The organism is Geodermatophilus sp. URMC 60, from assembly GCF_053502585.1.
Map to the genome: position 1 here is coordinate 335,058 of NZ_CP199958.1, position 19,713 is coordinate 354,770.

Sequence of the window (19,713 nt, forward strand, 5' to 3'; positions counted from 1 at the left end):
AACACATGAGCGAACCCACCGCGAACGACGACCGCAGCGCCGAGAAGGACCCGTCGGACTGGGTGACCGGCGACGAGCCCGCCACCGGAGCGCAGAAGAGCTACCTGCACACGCTGGCGCGCGAGGCCGGCGAGGACGTGCCGGACGACATCACCAAGGCCGACGCGTCGCGCAAGATCGACGAGCTGCAGGAGGAGACCGGCCGGGGCCAGTGAACCCCGGCCGGTGCGCGCCCACCGCCGCGGTGTCGTCGAGGAGTGGGCCCCGGAGGGGTCCGCGACGAGGCGGCGAACCGGGCTCAGCGCCCGCCGGGGACGGCACGTGGCCGCGGTCGGAGGCCGGTAGGCCGACCGAGTGTCACGCCTCGAGCTTGTAGCCGAGTCCGCGGACGGTCACCAGGTACTTGGGGTTGGCCGGGTCCGGCTCGATCTTGGCGCGCAGCCGCTTGACGTGGACGTCGAGGGTCTTGGTGTCGCCCACGTAGTCCGAGCCCCACACCCGGTCGATGAGCTGCACCCGTGTGAGCACCCGCCCGGCGTTGCGCATGAGCAGCTCGAGCAGGTCGAACTCCTTGAGGGGCAGCGCGACCGGCTCGCCGTCCACGGAGACGACGTGCCGCTCGACGTCCATGCGCACCGGCCCGGCCTCCAGTGCCGACTCGACCGGCGTGTCCACCTCACCGCGGCGGCGCAGCACCGCACGGATGCGGGCGACCAGCTCGCGGGCCGAGTACGGCTTGGTGACGTAGTCGTCGGCGCCGAGCTCCAGCCCGACGACCTTGTCGACCTCGGAGTCCTTCGCGGTCAGCATGATGATCGGCACGCCGCTGCGGGACCGCAGCTGGCGGCACACCTCGGTGCCGGGCAGCCCCGGCAGCATGAGGTCGAGGAGCACGATGTCGGCGCCGCCGCGGTCGAACTCGGCCAGCGCCTCCGGCCCGGTGGCGGCCACGACCGACTCGAACCCCTCCTTCCGCAGCATGTAGGACAGCGCGTCGGAGAAGGACTCCTCGTCCTCCACGACCAGCACTCGGGTCATGACCGTCCTTCCGTGGCGTCGGCGGCGGACGAGCCGCCGACCAGGTCGTGCTCGGCCGGCGCGTCGCCGGCGGGTTCGGGGGAAACGTCTGCCAGCGGGATGCGCAGGGTGAACGTGGAGCCGAGGCCCTCCTCGCTCCACACGCTCACCGAGCCGCCGTGGTTGGTGGCCACGTGCTTCACGATGGCCAGCCCGAGGCCGGTGCCGCCGGTGCGGCTGGCCCGGGACTGATCCACCCGGTAGAAGCGCTCGAACACCCGCGAGCGGTCCTCGCGTGGGATGCCGATGCCGCTGTCGGTCACGGTGAGCTCCGCGAAGCCGGCACGGGCCCGCGCGCCGACGGCGATCCGGGTCTGTTCGAGGCTGTAGGAGACGGCGTTGGCCAGCAGGTTGGTGACCGCCGTCGCGAGCTGCGATTCCACGCCGCGCACCACGAGTCCCCGCTCACCGCCGGAGACGATGGCGATCTGCTTGGCGGTCGCGGCCAGCTTGGTCCGGTCGACCGCCTCGGCGATCACCGTGTCGACGTCGACCGGCACCAGCTCGGGCAGCGGCTCCCCGCCCTGCAGCCGGGACAGGTCGATGAGCTCCCGGACCAGGCGGGCCAGCCGGTCGGCCTCGTGGGTCATGCGGCTGGCGAAGCGGCGCACCGTCTCGGGGTCGTCGGCGGCGTCCTCGACGGCCTCGGCGAGCAGGGACAGCGCCCCGACCGGGGTCTTCAGCTCGTGGCCGACGTTGGCGACGAAGTCCCGGCGGACCGCCTCCACACGACGGGCCTCGGTCACGTCCTGCAGCACCAGCGCCACCGGTCCGGGCGCCGGGCCGGACCCACGTTCCAGCCGGACGCCCAACACCCCGACCTGCCGCGGCCCACCACCGACGACCGCGGCGGGCAGCGACACCTCGGCGCGACACCGGCCCTCGTCGCGCACCGTGCGGGCCCGCTCCAGCAGCTCGGGGACCAGCAGGCGTGTCTCGCGCACGATGCCGAGGGAGCGGGCCGCCGGGTTCGCCAGCAGGACCACGTCGTCCGCGTCGAGCACGACGACGGCGGGGTCGATCAGGTCCAGCAGCCGGCGGGACAGGACCGCCTCGGAGGCCGCACCGTCGGACGGGGCGGTGCGCTCGCGGTCGGGACGGCGGGCACGCAGCAGGGAGGCGACCACGACGCCACCGACCACACCGACGACGAGGCCGACCAGCAGGGCGACCGACGAGCTCACGCGCTGATGCTAGGCCGCGCGTCGGGCCGGACATCCCCCGTGCGGGTGACCACGGCACCCCGGATCGTGACTGTTCACGTTCTCGTGCCCCCGCGTTCACCACGGGGGCCGGAGGAGGTGGACGGACCGTCCTACCCTCGGGGTCCGGAGATCGTCGGGGCCTCGAGCAGCGGGTACCCCCGAGGTTGGGCCACGGCCTGCAGGGCCGACGAGGAGGACGACGGTGCGGCAGCACTACCACGAGGAACTCGACGACATCAACAACTGCCTGGTCGAGATGGCGAACTCGGTCGGGTCTGCCATGAGCAAGGCGACGACCTCGCTGCTGGACGCCGACATCGAGCTGGCGAACCTGGTCATCGAGGGCGACGACCACATCGACGCCACGCGGGAGAGCATCGAGCAGCGGTGCTTCACCCTGCTGGCCCGGCAGGCGCCGGTCGCCACGGACCTGCGCACCATCACCGCAGCGATGCGGATCATCAGCGACCTGGAGCGGATGGGTGACCTCGCCGTCCACGTCGCCAAGCTGGCGCGGATGCGCTTCCCCGAGCACGCCGTCCCGCAGGAGCTGCGGCCGATCTTCCTCGAGGCGGGGCACGTCGCCCAGAGCCTGGTGACGCAGACGGCGACCGTCATCGCCAAGCTCGACGTCGAGGCCGCCGTCGCGCTGGAGGCCGAGGACGACCTGATGGACCAGCTGCACCGGCAGCTGTTCAGCGAGCTGCTCAGCAAGGACTGGCCGCACGGCATGGAGGCGGCCATCGACATCACCCTGCTGGGCCGCTACTACGAGCGCTTCGCCGACCACGCGGTCAGCGTCGCCCGTCGGGTGGTCTACCTGGTCACCGGCGAGCGGGAGATGCACGCGACGGCTGACTAGTCGGCCCACCGGCCGGCACCGTGGCTGAGCGATCCGCCTGCCAGCAGAGTGCCCGAAGGGCCCCTTCCCGGCGCGGGACGGGGCCCTTCGGCGTTCGGTGGTCCTACTTCTTGCCCTGGTTCCTGACCGCCTCGATGGCGGCGGCCGCCGCCTCGGGGTCGAGGTACTCGCCACCGGGCTTCGTCGGGCGCAGGTCGTCGTCCAGGTCGTAACGCAGCGGGACGCCGGTGGGGATGTTGAGCCCCACGACCTCGTCCTCCCCCATCCCGTCCAGGTGCTTCACCAGCGCCCGCAGGCTGTTGCCGTGCGCGGCCACGAGCACGGTCAGGCCCGCGCGCAGGTCCGGCACGATCGCGTCGTACCAGTACGGCAGCATCCGGACGACGACGTCGGCCAGGCACTCCGTCTGCGGCCGCACCTCCGGCGGCAGCACCGCGTAACGGGCGTCGCCGTCCTGCGAGTACTCGCTGCCGGCCTCGATGGGCGGCGGCGGGGTGCTGTACGACCGGCGCCAGATCGTGAACTGCTCCTCGCCGTACTCGGCGAGCGTCGCGGCCTTGTCCTTGCCCTGCAGCGCGCCGTAGTGCCGCTCGTTGAGACGCCACGAGCGCTTGACCGGGATCCACTGCCGGTCCGCGGCGGCCAGCGCGAGCTCGGCGGTGGTGATCGCACGCTTGAGCACCGAGGTGTGCACCACGTCGGGCAGCAGGCCGTGCTCGGTGAGGAGCTCACCACCCCGGGCGGCCTCGCCGCGGCCCTTCTCCGACAGCGGCACGTCCACCCAGCCGGTGAACAGATTGGCCTTGTTCCACTCGCTCTCGCCGTGGCGGAGCAGCACGAGCGTTCCGGGGCGGGTCTGGGGCGAGGACATCGTCACGCGGCCATCCTGCCGGACGCGGACCCGTCGGGTCTCACCCGATCAGCAGCGGCCACAGCAGCCAGGCCTCGAACGCCACCGGCGGCAGCAGACCGGCCAGCAGCCACGGACTGCGGACAGGGCGGTCGACGCCCCAGCGCAGCGCCGCGACGGCGGCCACGCTGCACGCCGCGCCGGTGGTCAACCAGAGCACGGTGCCGCCCACGTCGACCGCGAGCAGCTGGGCGAAGGTCAGCCGCACCGCGCACAGCAGCAGCGGGTACACCAGCGCGGTCGCGCCGAGCAGGCCCACGAGGGCCCGTACCTGGCGCTGCTGCTGGCCGGGACCCTCCTGCACCGCCGCCACGCTAACGGCCGGCGGGAGCGCCGGCCTCGCTCCGGGCGCGCCGACCCGGCAGCCAGACCAGGACGACGACGGCGGCCAGCGCCGTGGCCAGCGCCGTCCCGAGGGCGGTGAGGTGCATCGCCGCCACGAACGCCTCCCGGGCGGGACCGACCAGCCCGCCGGCCGCGGCAGCGGCCTCGGGGTCGACACCGGCCAGGGTCTGCTGCACCGCGGCGAGGGTGGCCACGAGCGAGGTGCTGGCCTCCTCGCGGAGGCCGGCGGGCAGCGCGTCGACGGCGCCCCCGAGCCGTGCCGCGTAGGCGTTGGCCAGCAGCGAGCCGAGGATCGCCACGCCCAGCGCGCCGCCGACCTGGCGCACCGAGTTGTTCACGGCCGCCCCGGCGCCGGCCTTGTGCCGGGGGACGACGGACATGATCGACTCGGTCGTCGGTGCCATGACCGTGCCCATCCCCAGGCCCTGCACCGCCAGGATGACGAGCAGCAGCGCCAGCGACGACGTCTCGTCCAGCAGCTGGAAGCCGCAGACGGCCGCCGTCAGCAGGACGAAGCCGGTGCCGACGACGGCCTTGGCCCCGAACCGCTCGGCCAGCCGCGAGCTGCCCGGCGCCATGACCGCCATGCCCAGCGCCATGGGGATCAGCGCCGCGCCGCTGACCAGCGGGCCGTACGCGAGCACGCCCTGCAGGTAGTAGACGACGTAGAAGGTCGCGCCCATGAGGGCGAAGAAGTTCAGCCCGAGGGCGGCCGCGGCGGCGGAGAAGGCCGGGTTGCGGAAGAGCGTGACGTCCAGCGCCGGGTGCGCGGAGCGGCGCTGCAGCCAGACGAACAGCCCGAGCAGGGCCAGCCCGCCCAGCAGTGGCACGAGGACGCCGGGTGAGCCCCAGCTCGCCCCTGACCCGCCGTGGATGATCCCGTAGACCAGTCCCACCAGCGCCAGCACCGACAGCAGGACGCCGGGGACGTCGAGCCGGCCCGGCGACGGGTCGCGGGACTCGGGGACGACGAGCAGCGTCGCCACGATGCCGAGGAGCGCGACCGGCACCGTGATGAGGAAGATGGCGCCCCACCAGAAGTGCTCGAGCACCGCGCCGCTGGCCAGCGGGCCGCCGGCGACGGCGATCCCGGCAGTGCCCGCCCACACGCCGATCGCCCGACCCCGCTCGCCCGGCGGGAACACGTTGGTGATGACCGCCAGGGTCGTCGGCTGCACCGCCGCCCCGCCGACGCCCATGACCGCGCGCCAGGCGATCAGCTCGCCGGGGCTGCTGCTGAACGCGCCCAGCAGCGAGCCGGCCGTGAAGATCGACAGCCCGATCAGCAGCACCCGGCGCCGGCCGATCCGGTCGCCCATGACGCCCCAGGAGAAGAGCAGGCCGGCGAAGACGAGGATGTAGGCGTCGATCGCCCACTGCAGCTCGCCCTGGCTGGCGCCGAGCTCACGCTGCAGCGTGGGGATCGCGACGTTGAGGGTCGTGTTGCCCATGATCACCACGAGCAGGCAGACCGTCATGGTGGCCAGCACCCACCACCGGCGGGCGTAGCCGGGCCGCTCCTCGGCGACCTCGGGGAGCGACCGTTCGGTCGCCGTCACGCCCCGCCGTCCGGGGTTCCGGCGGCGCGGGACCTCCGGCCGGGGTCGACGAAGTCGGCGAAGGCCTCCAGGTTGCGCAGGGACTCCCCCCGCTTGACCCGCCACTCCCACTCGCGCCGGATCGACGTGCCGAAGCCGATCTCGAGCATCGTGTTGAAGTGGTCGTCGGCGTAGCTGAGCACCGCGCCGAGCACGCGGTCGAGCTCGTCGGCGGTGACCGCCGCGTGCGGCAGCCGACCGGTCAGGTAGACGTCGCCGACGCTGTCGATCGAGTACGCGACGCCGTACATGCGGGCGTTGTGCTGCAGCAGGTAGGTCCACAGCTGCTCGCGGTTCTCGTCGGGCTGGCGGCAGACGAAAGCCTCCACCCGCAGCGCGTGCTCGCCGACGATCAGCCCGCAGACCGTCTTGAGCTTCTTGGTGCCGGGCAGGTCGACCAGCCAGCGGCCCGGCGCGGGGTGCTCGTGCACCAGCTCGCTGTCGCGCAGCGTCTGCTCGATGACCGCGTCGAGCTCGGCCACCGTCCGCTCGCGGCTCACCGGGCCACCTGCACACCGAGCGCCCGGACACCGCCGAGCGCCCAGGCGGGGCGCCGCAGCGGACCGGAGGACGCTCTCTGGGATGCCGCGGCCATCTCCTCCGCGGCGGCGGTGTAGGCCGCGACCAGGCTGTCGACGGTGCGCTCCCAGGAGAAGGAGCCGGCGTGCCGGCGGGCGCCGGCCGACAGCAGCTCCCGGCGGGCGAGCACGGCGCGGATGGCAGCGGCGTAGTCAACCGGGTCGCGGCCCTCGACCAGCACCCCGGAGACGCCGTCCCGCACGGCGGTGCGCAGGCCGCCCACGGCGGCCGCGACGACCGGCGTCCCGCAGGCCTGCGCCTCCAGTGCCACCAGGCCGAAGGACTCGTTGTGGCTGGGGACGACGGCGACGTCGGCGGCCCGGTAGTGCTCGGCGAGCAGCTCGGCGTGCACCGGTGGGAGGAACCGGACCAGACCGGCGATGCCCAGCTCGGCGGCGAGCTGCTCCAGCTGGCGGGGGGCCTCCAGGCCCGTGCCGCTGGGCGCGCCGACGACGTGCACCTGGAGCCGGTCCCGCAGCGCCGGGTCGTCGGCGAGCATCCGCGCGGCCGCCTCGAGCAGCAGGTCCGGGGCCTTGAGCGGCTGGATGCGGCCGACGAAGAGCAGGACGACGGCGTCCTCGGCGACGCCGAGCCGGCGGCGGGCCGCCGTCCGGTCGCCGGGGGTGAACCGGTCGAGGTCCACCCCGGGGGGGACGACGAGGGTGCGTCGCGGGTCGGCGCCGTAGTGCTCGACCAGCTGGCGGGCCTCGTCGTCGGTGTTGGCGATCAGCCGGTCGGACTCGGCGACGACCTGCTCCTCGCCGATCACGCGGGCCCGAGGCTCGGGCCGGTCGCCGGCGGCCAGAGCGGCGTTCTTCACCTTGGCCAGGGTGTGCGCGGTGTGGATGAGCGGCACGCTCCACCGGTCGCGGGCCAGCCAGCCGACCTGCCCGGAGAGCCAGTAGTGCGAGTGGACGACGTCGTAGTGACCCGGCTCGTGCTGCGCCTCCTCCCGCAGCACGGCGGCGGTGAAGGCGCACAGCTGCGCGGGCAGCTCCTCCTTGCCCAGACCCTCGAACGGGCCGGCGCTGACGTGCCGCACGGTGACCCCGGGGCTCATCTCGACCACGGGCGGGAGGTCGCTGGACGTGGCCCGGGTGAAGACGTCGACGGCGATGCCGCGATCGGCCAGTCGCCGGGAGACCTCGACGACGTAGACGTTCATGCCACCGGCGTCGCCGGCACCGGGCTGGTCGAGGGGGCTGGTGTGCACCGACAGGGTGGCCACCCGCCGGGGCGCGGCCGAGCGCGGACGACGACGAGCGGCCACGCGTGACCTCCCGCCTCGCTCCTGGGCGCCCGGCGGCACCCGCTCGACATCGCAGTCTGCAACAGCACCAGGATGGGTCTCATGCCCGGCCCCGCCTCCCATCCTGCATCCGGTCCCCGCGAGCTGCCCGGCGCGGGCCGGACCGCCGTCGTCACCGGCGCCTCCAGCGGCATCGGCGCGGCCACCGCTCGGCGACTGGCGGCCGAGGGCTTCGACGTCGTCCTCGGCGCACGGCGGATGGACCGGCTGACCGAGCTGGCCGCCGCCATCGGCGGCCGCGCCCTGCCCCTGGACCTCACCGACCCGGACTCGGTGGCGGAGTTCGCCGGCGCCCTCGACCGGGTCGACGTGCTGGTCAACAACGCCGGGGGCGCCTTCGACGCGCTGCCCGTGGCCGAGGCGGACCTGGACTCCTGGGCCCGCACCTACGAGGTCAACGTGCTGGGCACCGTCCGGCTGACCAAGGCCCTGCTGCCCGCGCTGATCGCGTCGGGCGCCGGCGACCTGCTGTTCGTGGGCTCGACCGCGGGGCTGGTCAGCTACGAGGGCGGCGCCTCGTACACGGCGGCGAAGCACGGCGTGCACACGCTGGCCGAGACGCTCCGGCTGGAGCTGGTGTACGACCCGGTCCGGGTGATCGAGATCGCGCCGGGGATGGTGCGGACCGAGGAGTTCGCCCTGAACCGGGTCGGCGACCAGGGCAGGGCCGACGCCGTCTACCGCGGGGTGCGCGAGCCGCTGGTGGCCGAGGACGTCGCCGACTGCATCGCCTGGACGCTGACCCGCCCGCACCACGTCAACGTCGACCTGCTCGTCGTCCGCCCGCGGGCGCAGGCCGCCCAGCACAAGGTCGCCCGCGAGTAGGGGTCTCGGGGCGCCGCTCCCCCGGGGTCGCCGGAGACGACGGCCCGCTCCTACGGTCGTCCGGTGCAGATCCGCGAGGCGACCGACGGGGACTGGCCGGCGATCCACCCGATCTTCCGGGCGGTCGTCGATGCCGGGCACACCTACGCCTATCCGGAGGGGCTCCCCCTGGAGGAGGCGCGTCCGCTGTGGATGGAGCAGCCGCCGGGGCGGACCGTCGTCGCGGCCGACGGCGACACCGTCCTGGGCAGCGCGAAGATGGGCCCGAACCGGCCGGGCCGCGGGTCCCACGTGGCGACCGCGAGCTTCCTGGTCGACCCGGCCGCGCAGGGCCGCGGTCTGGGCCGGGCGCTCGGCGAGCACGTGATCGGCTGGGCCCGCGACACGGGCTTTCGCGGCATCCAGTTCAACGCCGTCGTCGAGACCAACACACCCGCCGTCTCGCTGTGGCGGTCACTGGGTTTCGTGGTCGTCGGCACGGTGCCCGGCGCGTTCCACCACCCCGAGCGCGGCTACGTCGGCCTGCACGTGATGTTCCTCGACCTCGTCGAGGGCTGACCCCCTGTCGTGCCGCGTGGAGCCCGGGGGTCCCGCGCAGGCGCGACGCAGCGGCTCAGCGCTCGTCGGGGACGGCACCTGGCCGCGGTGTCGTGCGGAGCGGGGGCCCGGAGGGTCCCCCGACGCGCGACGGGACGGTGCTCAGCGCTCGTCGGGGACGGCACTTGGCCGCGGTGTCGTGCGGAGCGGGGGCCCGGAGGGTCCCCCGACGCGCGACGGGACGGTGCTCAGCGCTCGTCGGGGACGGCACCTGGCCGCGGTGTCGCCCGGTAGGGCGGCGGTGTGATCGTCGTCGGCTCGCGCTCCAGGGTCACACCGAACCGCTCCTGCACCGCGGCGATGATCTTCTCGGAGAAGGCGAGCAGTTCCTCGGTGGTCGCCCCGGGATCCGTGGTCAGGGCGAGGCTGTGGCGGGGCGACGTCCCCACGCGTCCGTGGCGCGTGCCGCGGCCGAAGCCGGCGTGCTGCACCAGCCAGGCGGCGCTGAGCTTGACCATGCCGTCGCCGGCGGGCCAGCTCGGGCAGCCCTCGACCGCGCGCACCGCCGGGACGACGGGGTTGGTGAAGAACGAGCCCGCGCTGCGGCTGGTGGGATCGGCGAGGTCCCAGACCATGCCCTTGCCGCGGCGCAGCTCCAGCACGGCGGCGCGCACCTCGGCCAGCGGGGCACGCTCCCCCAGCTCGACGCCGAGGGTGCGCGCCAGCTCCGCGTAGCCGACCGGCCGGGACAGCTCGCCCGGCTCCAGCTCGAACGAGACGGTCAGGACGACGAACCGGCCGGGCTCGCGCTTGAGCCGGCTGTCCCGGTAGGCGAACCCGCACTCCTCCGCGGTGAGCGCCTGCTCAGCCGACCGCGCGCGGTCCCAGACGCGGACGGCGCTGATGACCTGGGCGACCTCCTGGCCGTAGGCGCCGACGTTCTGCACCGGCGTCGCCCCGGTCGAGCCCGGGATCCCGGACATCGCCTCGACGCCGGCCAGCCGCTGCTCGACGGTGTAGGCGACCAGGTCGTCCCAGGGCTCGCCGGCCTGCACCACCAGCCGGCCGCCGTCCCGCTCGACCCCCCTGCTGCGCACCACGACGACGTCACCGGGCCACCCGGCGTCCGGGGCGATCAGGTTGGAGCCGCCGCCGAGGACCAGCAGCGGCCGCCCGGCGGCGTCGGCGTCGTGGACGGCGGCGACGAGCTCGGCGGCGTCGGCGACCTCGACCAGCCGGTCGACGGGGCCGCCCACGCCGAGGGTCGTCAGCTCCGCCAGGCGGGCGTTCCGTCGGACCTGCACGGCACCACGCTAACCGCGACTACGCTATGGACCGGTGAGCGAGGCAGGAGGCGGCGACCACAAGCGCCGGGCCAGCCTCCCCAAGAAGGCCAGTCCGCGGCTGGCCGCCGGCCGGGCCCGCGCCCTGGGGCTACCGACTCGCGGCACCACCAACGCCAACCGGCTGCGCCGGGTCGACCGCTGGCTGCTGGCCACGCAGGTGCCGCGGCTGCGCGACGCCGCCCGGCCGCTCGTGGTCGACCTGGGCTACGGCTCGTCGGCGGTGACCACGCTGGAGCTGGCCGACCGGCTGGGCCCGGAGGTGCACGGCCTCGAGGTGGTCGGCCTCGAGATCGACCCCGCGCGGGTGGCCGCCGTCGCCGCCGACCGCGACCCGCCACGGGTCGACTTCCGGGTCGGCGGCTTCGAGCTGGCCGGCCTGCGCCCGGTGCTGGTGCGCGCGTTCAACGTGCTGCGCCAGTACGACGAGGAGTCCGCCGCTCGGGCCTGGCAGACGATGTGTGCCGCCCTGGGCCCCGGTGGGCTGCTCGTGGAGGGCACCTGCGACGAGTGGGGACGGCGCTCGGCGTGGGTCGCCCTCGACGCCGACGGGCCGCTGACCCTGACGCTGTCGGCGCGGGTGTCGGACCTCGACACACCCTCGGACCTCGCCGAGCGGCTGCCGAAGTCGCTCATCCACCACAACGTGCCGGGCCAGCCGGTGCACGAGTTCCTCCGCGCCCTGGACACCGCGTGGGCCACCGCGGCCGGGCTCTCCACCTTCGGCCCCCGGCAGCGCTGGGCCGCCGCCGTCGAGTCGCTCGCCGAGCAGGGCTGGCCGTTCGTCGGCTCCAGCCGCCGATGGCGCCACGGCGAGGTCACCGTGCGTTGGTCGGCGGTCGCCCCGATCTGAGCGCGGACGCCTCCTGCGGGACCATGGGACCGGCACCGCCGTTGTGACGTGGAACACACGAGCTCTGACCTGCGCGTCCCCTTCACGGTCCCGCCGGCGACCGGACGGGCGTCCAGCCGCTTCGGCGGGAGCGATTTCGATCCGCTACGGTCCGCACATGCGGGGCAACGGAGCCGGAATGCGGAGATAGGACTGCTGCAGCACCATGCACCTGCTGATCCCCGGCCCCGGTCCGTGACGCCCGCGGGGGCCTCCGCCGAGTGGCCACGGCGGCTGGAGTCCGTCCTGGCCGAGCCGTCGCGGCTGCGACTGCTCTTCCAGCCGATCGTCGATCTGCAACGGGGGGTCGTCGCCGGCTACGAGACCCTGGCCCGCTTCTCCGAGCCCGACGGGCAGCCGAGCCGGGTGCCCCCCGACCGGTGGTTCGCCGCTGCCGGTGCCGAGGGAGTCGGTGCGCGCCTGGAGGGCATCGTCGTGCGGCGCTGCCTGGAACTGTTGCGCACGGTGCCGCCCAACTGCTTCCTCACCGTCAACGTCAGCCCGCACCTGCTCACCGAACCCGAGCTGGCCGACTGCCTCCTGGCCGTCCCGGACCTCGCTCCGCTGGTCATCGAGCTGACCGAGCACCAGGACGTGACCGACCTGGCCCCCCTCATGGGCCTGCGCGAACGACTGCGCAGCCGCGGCGCCCTCCTGGCGGTGGACGACGCCGGGTCCGGCTACTCGGGCCTCCAGCAGATCGCCGCCATCAAGCCGCAGATGGTCAAACTGGACCGGGCGATCGTGGCGGGGGTGGACGGTGACGAGGTGAAGCTGGCGCTCACCGAACTGCTCGGTGAGTTCGCCGGACGGATCGACGCATGGCTGCTGGCCGAGGGGATCGAGGCCTGGGGCGAGGTGGAGGCCCTGCTCCGACTGGGGGTCCCCCTCGGTCAGGGCTGGCTCTTCGGCCGGCCCGGCCCCGCGTGGCCCCGGCTCGATCCGGGGGTGGCCGCGCCGCTGCGGTTCCGGTCGGCGAGGGCCCACCTGGTCGAGCACGTGGCCAGCCTGGTCGAGGAGGTGCCCTTCGAGGGCGGTCCCGCCGGAGGCGTCGTGCCCGGTGGCCAGTCGGGGCTGCGCGTCGACGCCGTCGGCCGGCCCGTGGCGCTGCTGCTGCCGCGCCGCCGGGGCGACGACGAGCCCGGTCACCGGATCGCCCCGGTGAGCCTCCGCGTCCCCGCACTGGCGGGGGTCCGCGAGGTGGCCCGGCGTGCAGCGGCGCGCCCCGAGCACGCCCGCTTCGACCCGATCGTCTGCGTCGACGACGTCGGGGTCGCGATCGGCGTCGTCCGCGTGGAACGTCTCCTGCTCCGGCTCGCCGCCGATGGGTGAGACGGCGGGATCGCACCCTCCCCGCACCGGCCGGTCGCACCACCCGACGACCCGTGGCGCATCATCGAGCCGTACCACCACCACCACGATGGGGGAATCGTGAAGCAGTTCTCGTGTGGCGACGTCGTGCCCACCTGTACCCGCACGTTCATCGCGCCCACCGACGAGGAGATCCTGGCCGCCGTCGCCGGGCACGCCCGCGCCGAACACGGATTCGCCGAGATCCCGCCGGAACTCGTGGACCAGGTCCGGCAGCGCATCCGCAACACCGACTGAACCGCTCCGCCGGGAGCGCGTCACCGGCCGGGCACCGTTCCGGCACCATGGGCGCCGGGACGGCCGGGCCCCGTGCCCGCCGCGAGGCCGCCCGGCCCGGGTCCCGGTGACCAGCGACCCGGCCGCGGAGCCCCTCCCCGGGGGCCGGTGGGACGCCGGGCACGATGACGGACGTGCCTCCTGTCCCGGGAACCCGGTGAGCCGGCGCGGCCGGGCCGAGCCGGTCGTCCCGCCCGGTCCCACACCGGTCGACGGCGGCACCGCCGAGCTGCTCGGCGACGCCGACCGCGACGGCTCCTGGGTCCTGATGGTGGACGGCACGCCGCAGTCGCACGTCGACCTGGAGGACCCCACCCACCTGGCGTTCGAGTACGTGCGCCGGATGGGCCACGTGCTCGACCTCGCCGCCGAGGAGGGCAGGCCGATCGACGTCGTCCACCTGGGCGGCGGCGCGCTGACCCTGCCCCGCTACGTCGCGGCCACCCGCCCCGGCTCCCGGCAGCGGGTCGTCGAGCTGGACCAGCCGCTGACCGAGCTGGTCCGCGCCCACCTGCCCCTGCCGCGCGACGCCCGCGTCCGGGTGCGCGCCGCCGACGCCCGGGAGGGGCTCGCGGCGCTGCCGGCCGCCAGTGCGGACGTCGTCGTCAGCGACGTCTTCGCCGGCGCCCGCACGCCGGCGCACCTCACCAGCGTCGAGTACGCACAGGAGGCACACCGCGTGCTGCGGCCCGGCGGCTGCTTCGTCGTGAACGTCGCCGACGGACCGCCGCTGCGCTTCGCCCGCACCCAGGTGGCCACGCTGCGCGCGGTCTTCGCGCACGTCTGCCTGCTGGCCGAGCCGGGCACGTTGCGCGGCCGCCGCTTCGGCAACCTCGTGGCGGTCGCCTCCGACGCCGAGCTGCCGACACCGGCGCTGGTGCGCCGCTGCGCCGCCGACCCGATGCCCAGCCGGGTGGTCGAAGGCGCCGACCTCGACCGCTTCGCGGGGAGGGCGAAGCCGGTGCACGACGCCGCCGCGGTCGCCTCCCCCGAGCCCCCGGAGGGTGTCTTCAGCCGCTGAGCGCGGCCTCGAACGCCGCCACCGCGGAGCGGGCCACGTCCGCCGACCAGACCGGGCCTGCGGTGTGCACCACCCAGCGCGCCGGGAGCCGCCCGGCCGTCGTCGCCACCGCCTGGCCTCGCGGCACGGCCGCCGGGCAGCCCGGCCCTCAGGGCCCGGCACCGGGCCAGGATCTCGGGCCCGCCGGCGGCGTGGATCGCGCCGTCCACCCCACCGCCGCCGAGCAGCCCCGGGTTGGCGGCGTTGACGACGACGTCGGTCCTCGTGATGTCACCGCGGGAGGCCGTCAACCGCACGGCCCCAGACCGTAGGGTCGGCGGCATGACCTCGCCCACCCGCCTCCCGCTCCGTCGCGACACGCACCACAAGGTCATCGCGGGGGTCTGCGCGGGGATCGCCCGGCGCTACGGCATCTCGCGGACCGGCCTGCGCCTGGCGTTCGTGCTCTCGTGCATCCTGCCCGGCCCGCAGGTCATCGCCTACCTGCTGCTGTGGATCGTGATCCCGAAGGACACCCGGGGCTGGTGACCGCCCCGGCGGCTCACCAGCTGCTGCCGCCCCGGCTCAGCCCGCGGACCGCGGGCCGCACGTCGACGAGGTAGACGATCGTGGCGATGACGGCCGGCAGGCCCAGGAAGCTCATCGGGCCCATCAGCAGGACGACCAGCAGCGACAGGCCGAGGATGGCGGCCCAGCCGGGCTTGGTCAGCTTGCCGGCCGCGACGTAGCCGGCTGCCGGCCGGATGAGCGCGTCGACGAAGGCCCATGCGGTGACTGCCAGAGCCGCGAAGAAGAGCACGTCGTAGACGAGACCCTGGAAGCTCAGCATGCCCGGGAGGGTACCCGCCGGGCGGCGTCCGGCCGCGGTCCTGCGCCCCCTCCGAGGGAGTCCGGACACGGCAGGGCCCCGGAGCGCTGTGCGCTGCTCCGGGGCCCTGGGTCGAGAGCGACGGGCGTCCGTCGCGACCCCCTCCGAGCCCCACCGGACCCTTCAGGGGGTCCTTCTCCGAAGGGTGGGGAGGACGGGGGTCCTTGTTCAGTCGCTCTTCTTGGCGGTGCGGGTGCGGGTGACCCGGGCGGAGGTGCCGGCCGGGGCCGACTTCCTCGCCGCGGAGGTCTGCTTGGCCGTGGCGCGCTTGCGAGCCGGCTTGGTGGGCTCGGGCTCCTCGGCCGACTCCAGGGTCGCCTTGGCCGACTCGGCGGCCTCGTGCGTGGCCTCCTCGGCGGAGTCGATGACCTTCTCGGCCTTGGCCGCGGTCTTCTGCGCGATCGAGGTGACCTCGTTGGAGGCCTCGGCAACGGTCTCGGCCGTCTCCTCGAGGACCTCCTCGAGGGTGTCCTCGACGGCGTCCACCACGCGCTCGGCGCGGCCGACGACCTTGCGGACGACGGGCTGGCGGCGGAGCTCCTCGACGACATCGGCACCGCGGACGGCGAGGGTCTCGATGGTGGCGACCGCCTGGGTGCGGGCGGTGCTCACCAGGCCGGCCACCGTGTTCACCACGGTGTCGGGGCGGACGGCGTAGGCGACCTGCTGGGCCGACGTGCGGGCGGTCCGGACGGCCTCCTCGGCGCGGGTGCGGGCCTCCTTGGCGGCCAGGTCGACCTGCACCTGGGCCTCGCCGGGCAGGGCCTCGACGCGCGTGCGCAGCGTGCCGACGACGGCGCGGGTGCGCTCGACGGCCAGGTCGCCGGCACCGACGGCGGCCAGCAGGACCTGCTTGTTCTGGACGGCGACGGTCTCGCCGTACTCCTTCAGCGTGTGCTTCATGCCGACTCCTTCGCGGAACGGTTCGGGGTGGGGTCAGTGGGTCGTGCCGGCGCAGGGGCGCTCGTGGCGTGCTCCCGGACGTAGGTCTCGTAGAGCTCGAGCAGCACCGCCTTGTGCCTCTCGGACAGCGACGGGTCGGCGCGGATCGCCGCCACGGTGTCCGGGTTGCCCGAACGGCGGTCGAGGATCCCGGCCTGCTCGTAGAGCGTCTCGGCCGAGATCTTCAAGCCCTTGGCGATCGCGGCGAGGATCTCCGCCGACGGCTTGCGCAGCCCCCGCTCCACCTGGGAGAGGTACGGATTGCTCACCCCGGCCGTGCGGGCGAGCTCACGGAGGGACACCCGGGCGGCGTTGCGCTGCTCCCGGATGAACTCCCCGACCTGGGAGCCGGTCGCCGAGACCTTGGAGCGCTCGGCGGCCACCGTCTCCGCGACGCTGCCAGCGAACTGGTCCACCACCCCGCGGACGGTGGTCACCTGCTCGCGGACGAAGTCGCTCGGGTTCTGCACACGTCAACGCTAGGCCGGAGTGCTAGCTGTTGCAAGCGGAGGAGCTAGCGCTCCGGCGTGAGACCCAGCACACCCGGCGTGTCGACTGGACCCGTCAGCGCGGCGGCCGGGCGCACCTCGCCGACCACGCCTTCCCCGCCGGGGACCGGCGTCAGCGACCAGGGGGCCAACTGCTCGGCCGGGACGCCGAGGTGCCGCAGGCCGGCGCACAGCGCGGGGGTGCGGCCGCGGTCGCCGCCGTCGTCGAGCTTGAGGGCGACCGCGCCGCGGCCGGGCAGGGCGGCGACGTGCACGCCGTCGGCGCCGCCCTTGACCAGCAGGCCGTCGACGGCGCGCATGAGGTCGGTGTCCTCGCGGCCGGTGCCCGCCACGAACCAGGGGTGCGCCCGCATCGCGTCGGCGACCGCCCGGCCCGACGTGCCGGCCGCGGCCTCGACCAGCGAGGCCACGCCCCGCGCCAGGCCGGCCAGCGGCAGCCCGTGCTGCGGGGCACCGCAGCCGTCGACGACGACCGCCGCCACCGGCGTACCCGCGGCCTCCCCGAGCCGGGCCTCGACGGCCTGCTGCAGCGGGTGCTCCCGGTCGAGGTAGCCCTCGGTCGGCCAGCCGGCGGCGACGCAGGCCGACAGCATCGCCGCGTGCTTGCCCGAGCAGTTCATGGCCAGCCGCTCCGGCGCCCGGCCGGCAGCGCGCCAGCCCGCGGAGGTGGGGTCGTGCATCGGCAGCGCCGGGGGGCAGCCGAGGTCGTCGGGCGAGAGGCCGACGGCGGCCAGCATGCCGGCGACCACCTCCCGGTGGCCGTCCTCGCCGGAGTGCGAGCCGGCGCCGATGGCCAACTCCTCACCCGAGCGCGGCGTCCAGCCGGCGGCCAGCAGCGCGGTGGCCTGCACCGGCTTGTTCGCCGAGCGCGGCAGCACCGGCCGCTCGACGTCCCCCACGGCGTGCAGCACCCCGCCGTCCGGGCCGACGACGACCAGCGACCCCCGGTGCACCGACTCGAGGAAGCCCGAGCGCTCCACCTCGACCAGCACCGGGTTCTCCGGCCATGGAAGGACCTCCTTGCCCCCCGCCACTCGCGAGCTCGCGGCGGGACCCTGCAAGGAGGCCGTCACCGGCCCTCGTCGGCGAGCAGTGCGGCGACGTCGGCCTCGCCGTTGCGGTACCGGCGGCCGAGCTCGGCGGCCAGCCCGTCCATGACCTGCTGCACGCCGCGGCGGCGCTCGGACAGCGACCCCTCGGCCGCGGCCAGCGCGCGGGCGGCCTGCTGGAGCTCCGCGTCCGACAGCTCGGGGACCGCGGACAGGTCGGTACCCGGGGTCAGCGAGTTGACCCAGATCTCGTACTCCTCGGGCGCCGCCGGCTGCACGGTCTGGTGCCGGCCCAGGCCGTGGGCCGGGCCCCGGCCCTTCTCCGCGAGGATCTCCGGCAGCAGGTCGACCAGCGAGCGGCCGTCGTGCTCGGCACGGCGCTGCAGCTCGCGGCGCACGATGTCCAGCCGGCCCTGCAGCAGCCGGCGGGTGTAGGAGAGGTTGACCTCTTCCTGCTCGGCCTGGCGGCGCAGCCGGCGGACGTCGGCCATCGGCCGCTGCACGGCGGCCTCGAGGAAGCCGGGGTCGAGCAGTGCGTCGACGGCGGCGCCGCCGGCGCGGGTCGGTTCGGGGGTCACGGGCGAGCCTCTCCGGAGGGTCGAGCGGTCACCGGGGGATGGTCCCAGATCGCACGGCCTGGACCCGTTCCCGCGCCGCAGCCACCGTGTCGTCGAGCGTCGGCGGGGCGTCGTCGGGATCGATGGCGGCACGGGCGCCGGCCACGGTCAGCTCGGCGTCCATCGCCACCGACTGCTTCACCAGCGCGAGCGCCACGACGCCGAGCTCGTGGTGCCGGACGACGGAGCCGACCCGGCCGACGTCGCGGGTGCCGGCCTGCACCGGCGTGCCGGCCCCGGGCAGTTGCTCGGCCAGCCCGTCGAGGTGCAGCAGCACCAGCCGCCGCGGCGGGCGGCCGAGGTTGTGCACCCGGGCCACCGTCTCCTGCCCGCGGTAGCAGCCCTTGGCCAGGTGGACGGCGCTGGTCAGCCAGCCGGTCTCGTTGGGGATGGTGCGGTGGTCCGTGTCGACGCCGAGGCGCGGACGGCGGGCCTCGACCCGCAGCGCCTCGTACGCGTCCACGCCGGCGGCTGCGGCACCGGCGGCCAGCAGCGCGTCGGCGCGGGCGGCCAGCCCGGCGCGCGGCACCAGCAGGTCGACGACGGGCGCGCCGTCCCCGACCGGCGGCATCCGGCGCAGCCACCCGCCGCCGTCCAGGGCGAGCACCGCGTACGGCTCGGCGGGGACGGGCAGGCCGGCAGCGGTGAGCACGGCCTCGCCGCGCGGGCCGACCAGCGACAGCAGCGCCCACGCGTCGGTCACCAGCGCCGGCTCGACGCGGAGCAGGAACCGCATCCGCTCCAGGTACGTCCGCAGCGCCGCGCCGGTGCCCGGTTCGACGTCCACCCAGGTGGTGCCGGCGAGCTCGGCCAGCACGAGGTGGTGCTCGACGTGCCCGTTCGGCGACAGCTCGAGGGCCTCCGCCCCGACGCCGTCGCCGAGCTGCTCGAGGTGCTGGGTGAGCAGGCTGTGCAGCCAGGTCAGCCGGTCGGCGCCGGGCACGACGAGCACGTCGCGGTCGCTGCGGTCGACGAGGCCGGCGCCCTCGGCGAGCTCGCGCTGCTCGCGCAGTGGGCTGCCGTAGTGCGCGGGGACGGACCCGTCCTCCAGCGGGACGGCGCCGGGGCGCGAGAGCAGGGGGCTGGGGGTGGGCATCAGGACTCCGATCCGGCTCGTTCGCGGCACGCGCGGCACGTCCCCGACAGCGCGACGTGCCCCACGTCCAGCTGGAAACCCAGATCGGTGGCCAGACGTTCCGCGGCGCCGTCGAGCAGGGCGGGGTCGACCGAGGAGACCTCCCCGCAGCCGGCGCACACGACGTGCAGGTGCGGGTGCTCGGCGGCGTGGTAGATCGGGGCGCCCTTGCCGAGGTGGGTGTGCCACACCAGACCGAGCCGCTCGAGCAGCTCCAGGTTGCGGTAGACCGTCGAGGTGTCCGGGGCCGCGCCGTCCGGGCCGGCCTCCTCGCGCAGCCGGGTGGCGATCTCCTCGGGGGTGGCGTGCTCGAGCGCGGCGACCGCGGCCAGCACCCGCTGGCGCTGGGTGGTCAGTCGCAGCCCGCGGGCCCGGAGACGCTCGGCCAGCGGCTGGACACCGGACGGCCGGGCGTCCTGCGGCGGGTGCGGGTGCGGCACGCC

The 19,713-nt window shown here is 75.0% G+C and carries 25 protein-coding genes and 1 pseudogene; 9 read left to right on the forward strand and 17 right to left on the reverse strand.

The window, feature by feature from the left end; all coding sequences use genetic code 11:
• Positions 1 to 5: 5 nt before the first annotated feature.
• Positions 6 to 215, forward strand: a complete 210-nt coding sequence (locus tag ACWIX3_RS01630) for a DUF3072 domain-containing protein (protein WP_448610341.1) — start codon at positions 6 to 8, stop codon at positions 213 to 215.
• 142 nt (positions 216 to 357) lie between these two features.
• On the opposite strand, the gene ACWIX3_RS01635 is transcribed toward ACWIX3_RS01630, so the two are convergent.
• Together ACWIX3_RS01635 and ACWIX3_RS01640 are read right to left on the reverse strand one after the other, a co-directional pair.
• Positions 358 to 1,038 carry a winged helix-turn-helix domain-containing protein gene (locus ACWIX3_RS01635; protein WP_448610342.1) on the reverse strand — a complete coding sequence of 227 codons (681 nt, stop codon included), beginning with the start codon at positions 1,036 to 1,038 and terminating at the stop codon, positions 358 to 360.
• Positions 1,035 to 2,261: a sensor histidine kinase gene (locus ACWIX3_RS01640; RefSeq protein ID WP_448610343.1), complete on the reverse strand. Its 1,227-nt coding sequence runs from the start codon at positions 2,259 to 2,261 to the stop codon at positions 1,035 to 1,037. The genes ACWIX3_RS01635 and ACWIX3_RS01640 overlap by 4 nt, the downstream gene beginning before the upstream one ends.
• Before the next feature lie 223 nt (positions 2,262 to 2,484).
• On the opposite strand from ACWIX3_RS01640, the gene phoU reads away from it, so the two are divergent.
• Complete coding sequence (gene phoU / locus ACWIX3_RS01645) at positions 2,485 to 3,144, forward strand: phosphate signaling complex protein PhoU (protein WP_448610344.1); 660 nt, start codon at positions 2,485 to 2,487, stop codon at positions 3,142 to 3,144.
• A gap of 103 nt (positions 3,145 to 3,247) precedes the next feature.
• Here phoU and ACWIX3_RS01650 read toward each other — a convergent pair whose 3' ends face one another.
• Genes ACWIX3_RS01650 through mshA form a run of 5 tightly spaced genes read right to left on the reverse strand, consistent with a single transcriptional unit; the run spans position 3,248 to position 7,846 of the window.
• Positions 3,248 to 4,015 carry a phosphoglyceromutase gene (locus ACWIX3_RS01650; protein ID WP_448612506.1) on the reverse strand — a complete coding sequence of 256 codons (768 nt, stop codon included), beginning with the start codon at positions 4,013 to 4,015 and terminating at the stop codon, positions 3,248 to 3,250.
• A gap of 40 nt (positions 4,016 to 4,055) precedes the next feature.
• Complete coding sequence (locus tag ACWIX3_RS01655) at positions 4,056 to 4,358, reverse strand: hypothetical protein (RefSeq protein WP_448610345.1); 303 nt, start codon at positions 4,356 to 4,358, stop codon at positions 4,056 to 4,058.
• A gap of 10 nt (positions 4,359 to 4,368) precedes the next feature.
• Positions 4,369 to 5,958 carry an MFS transporter gene (locus ACWIX3_RS01660; RefSeq protein WP_448610346.1) on the reverse strand — a complete coding sequence of 530 codons (1,590 nt, stop codon included), beginning with the start codon at positions 5,956 to 5,958 and terminating at the stop codon, positions 4,369 to 4,371.
• Positions 5,955 to 6,497: a YbjN domain-containing protein gene (locus ACWIX3_RS01665; protein WP_448610347.1), complete on the reverse strand. Its 543-nt coding sequence runs from the start codon at positions 6,495 to 6,497 to the stop codon at positions 5,955 to 5,957. Before ACWIX3_RS01665 ends, ACWIX3_RS01660 begins: the two co-directional genes overlap by 4 nt.
• Positions 6,494 to 7,846: a D-inositol-3-phosphate glycosyltransferase gene (gene mshA / locus ACWIX3_RS01670; protein WP_448610348.1), complete on the reverse strand. Its 1,353-nt coding sequence runs from the start codon at positions 7,844 to 7,846 to the stop codon at positions 6,494 to 6,496. The genes ACWIX3_RS01665 and mshA overlap by 4 nt, the downstream gene beginning before the upstream one ends.
• Positions 7,847 to 7,927: 81 nt before the next feature.
• Here mshA and ACWIX3_RS01675 point away from each other — a divergent pair, with 81 nt between their 5' ends.
• Positions 7,928 to 8,710: an SDR family oxidoreductase gene (locus ACWIX3_RS01675; protein WP_448610349.1), complete on the forward strand. Its 783-nt coding sequence runs from the start codon at positions 7,928 to 7,930 to the stop codon at positions 8,708 to 8,710.
• 63 nt (positions 8,711 to 8,773) lie between these two features.
• Positions 8,774 to 9,268 (forward strand): N-acetyltransferase family protein, encoded by a 495-nt coding sequence (locus ACWIX3_RS01680; RefSeq protein ID WP_448610350.1) that lies wholly within the window; start codon positions 8,774 to 8,776, stop codon positions 9,266 to 9,268.
• A 227-nt stretch (positions 9,269 to 9,495) separates the two neighbouring features.
• Here ACWIX3_RS01680 and ACWIX3_RS01685 read toward each other — a convergent pair whose 3' ends face one another.
• Complete coding sequence (locus tag ACWIX3_RS01685; protein ID WP_448610351.1) at positions 9,496 to 10,551, reverse strand: UDP-N-acetylmuramate dehydrogenase; 1,056 nt, start codon at positions 10,549 to 10,551, stop codon at positions 9,496 to 9,498.
• Positions 10,552 to 10,585: 34 nt separating this feature from the next.
• Between ACWIX3_RS01685 and ACWIX3_RS01690 the strand changes: the two genes are divergently transcribed.
• The 4 genes from ACWIX3_RS01690 (at position 10,586) to ACWIX3_RS01705 (ending at position 14,150) form a co-directional block, all read left to right on the forward strand.
• Positions 10,586 to 11,443, forward strand: coding sequence for a class I SAM-dependent methyltransferase (locus ACWIX3_RS01690; RefSeq protein ID WP_448610352.1), 858 nt, complete (start codon positions 10,586 to 10,588; stop codon positions 11,441 to 11,443).
• Between the two features lie 234 nt (positions 11,444 to 11,677).
• A complete protein-coding gene (locus ACWIX3_RS01695; protein ID WP_448610353.1) occupies positions 11,678 to 12,814 on the forward strand; it encodes an EAL domain-containing protein in 1,137 nt (378 codons plus the stop codon).
• Between the two features lie 99 nt (positions 12,815 to 12,913).
• Positions 12,914 to 13,090, forward strand: coding sequence for a DUF1059 domain-containing protein (locus tag ACWIX3_RS01700; RefSeq protein ID WP_448610354.1), 177 nt, complete (start codon positions 12,914 to 12,916; stop codon positions 13,088 to 13,090).
• A 196-nt stretch (positions 13,091 to 13,286) separates the two neighbouring features.
• Positions 13,287 to 14,150 (forward strand): spermidine synthase, encoded by an 864-nt coding sequence (locus tag ACWIX3_RS01705; RefSeq protein WP_448610355.1) that lies wholly within the window; start codon positions 13,287 to 13,289, stop codon positions 14,148 to 14,150.
• Here the strand turns inward: ACWIX3_RS01705 and ACWIX3_RS01710 are convergent.
• Positions 14,140 to 14,259 carry a macro domain-containing protein gene (locus ACWIX3_RS01710; RefSeq protein WP_448610356.1) on the reverse strand — a complete coding sequence of 40 codons (120 nt, stop codon included), beginning with the start codon at positions 14,257 to 14,259 and terminating at the stop codon, positions 14,140 to 14,142. The two genes, ACWIX3_RS01705 and ACWIX3_RS01710, sit on opposite strands and share 11 nt — an antisense overlap.
• Before the next feature lie 73 nt (positions 14,260 to 14,332).
• A pseudogene (locus tag ACWIX3_RS01715) lies at positions 14,333 to 14,524 on the reverse strand (macro domain-containing protein); the annotation flags it as partial.
• Between ACWIX3_RS01715 and ACWIX3_RS01720 the strand changes: the two are divergent.
• A complete protein-coding gene (locus ACWIX3_RS01720; protein WP_448610357.1) occupies positions 14,472 to 14,678 on the forward strand; it encodes a PspC domain-containing protein in 207 nt (68 codons plus the stop codon). The pseudogene ACWIX3_RS01715 and the gene ACWIX3_RS01720 sit on opposite strands and share 53 nt — an antisense overlap.
• Positions 14,679 to 14,691: 13 nt before the next feature.
• Here ACWIX3_RS01720 and ACWIX3_RS01725 read toward each other — a convergent pair whose 3' ends face one another.
• The 7 genes from ACWIX3_RS01725 to ACWIX3_RS01755 all read right to left on the reverse strand — a co-directional run bounded on the left by ACWIX3_RS01725 (position 14,692) and on the right by ACWIX3_RS01755 (position 19,710).
• A complete protein-coding gene (locus ACWIX3_RS01725) occupies positions 14,692 to 14,979 on the reverse strand; it encodes a DUF2516 family protein (protein ID WP_448610358.1) in 288 nt (95 codons plus the stop codon).
• 207 nt (positions 14,980 to 15,186) lie between these two features.
• On the reverse strand, positions 15,187 to 15,921 hold the full coding sequence (locus tag ACWIX3_RS01730) for a hypothetical protein (RefSeq protein ID WP_448610359.1): 735 nt from the start codon (positions 15,919 to 15,921) through the stop codon (positions 15,187 to 15,189).
• Positions 15,918 to 16,430 carry a helix-turn-helix domain-containing protein gene (locus tag ACWIX3_RS01735; RefSeq protein WP_448610360.1) on the reverse strand — a complete coding sequence of 171 codons (513 nt, stop codon included), beginning with the start codon at positions 16,428 to 16,430 and terminating at the stop codon, positions 15,918 to 15,920. The genes ACWIX3_RS01730 and ACWIX3_RS01735 overlap by 4 nt, the downstream gene beginning before the upstream one ends.
• A gap of 44 nt (positions 16,431 to 16,474) precedes the next feature.
• Positions 16,475 to 17,461, reverse strand: a complete 987-nt coding sequence (locus ACWIX3_RS01740; protein ID WP_448610361.1) for an asparaginase — start codon at positions 17,459 to 17,461, stop codon at positions 16,475 to 16,477.
• Positions 17,462 to 17,538: 77 nt separating this feature from the next.
• Positions 17,539 to 18,096: an RsiG family protein gene (locus ACWIX3_RS01745; RefSeq protein WP_448610362.1), complete on the reverse strand. Its 558-nt coding sequence runs from the start codon at positions 18,094 to 18,096 to the stop codon at positions 17,539 to 17,541.
• Positions 18,097 to 18,124: 28 nt separating this feature from the next.
• Complete coding sequence (ygfZ, locus tag ACWIX3_RS01750; RefSeq protein WP_448610363.1) at positions 18,125 to 19,231, reverse strand: CAF17-like 4Fe-4S cluster assembly/insertion protein YgfZ; 1,107 nt, start codon at positions 19,229 to 19,231, stop codon at positions 18,125 to 18,127.
• On the reverse strand, positions 19,231 to 19,710 hold the full coding sequence (locus ACWIX3_RS01755; protein ID WP_448610364.1) for a Fur family transcriptional regulator: 480 nt from the start codon (positions 19,708 to 19,710) through the stop codon (positions 19,231 to 19,233). Before ACWIX3_RS01755 ends, ygfZ begins: the two co-directional genes overlap by 1 nt.
• Between the last annotated feature and the right edge of the window lie 3 nt (positions 19,711 to 19,713).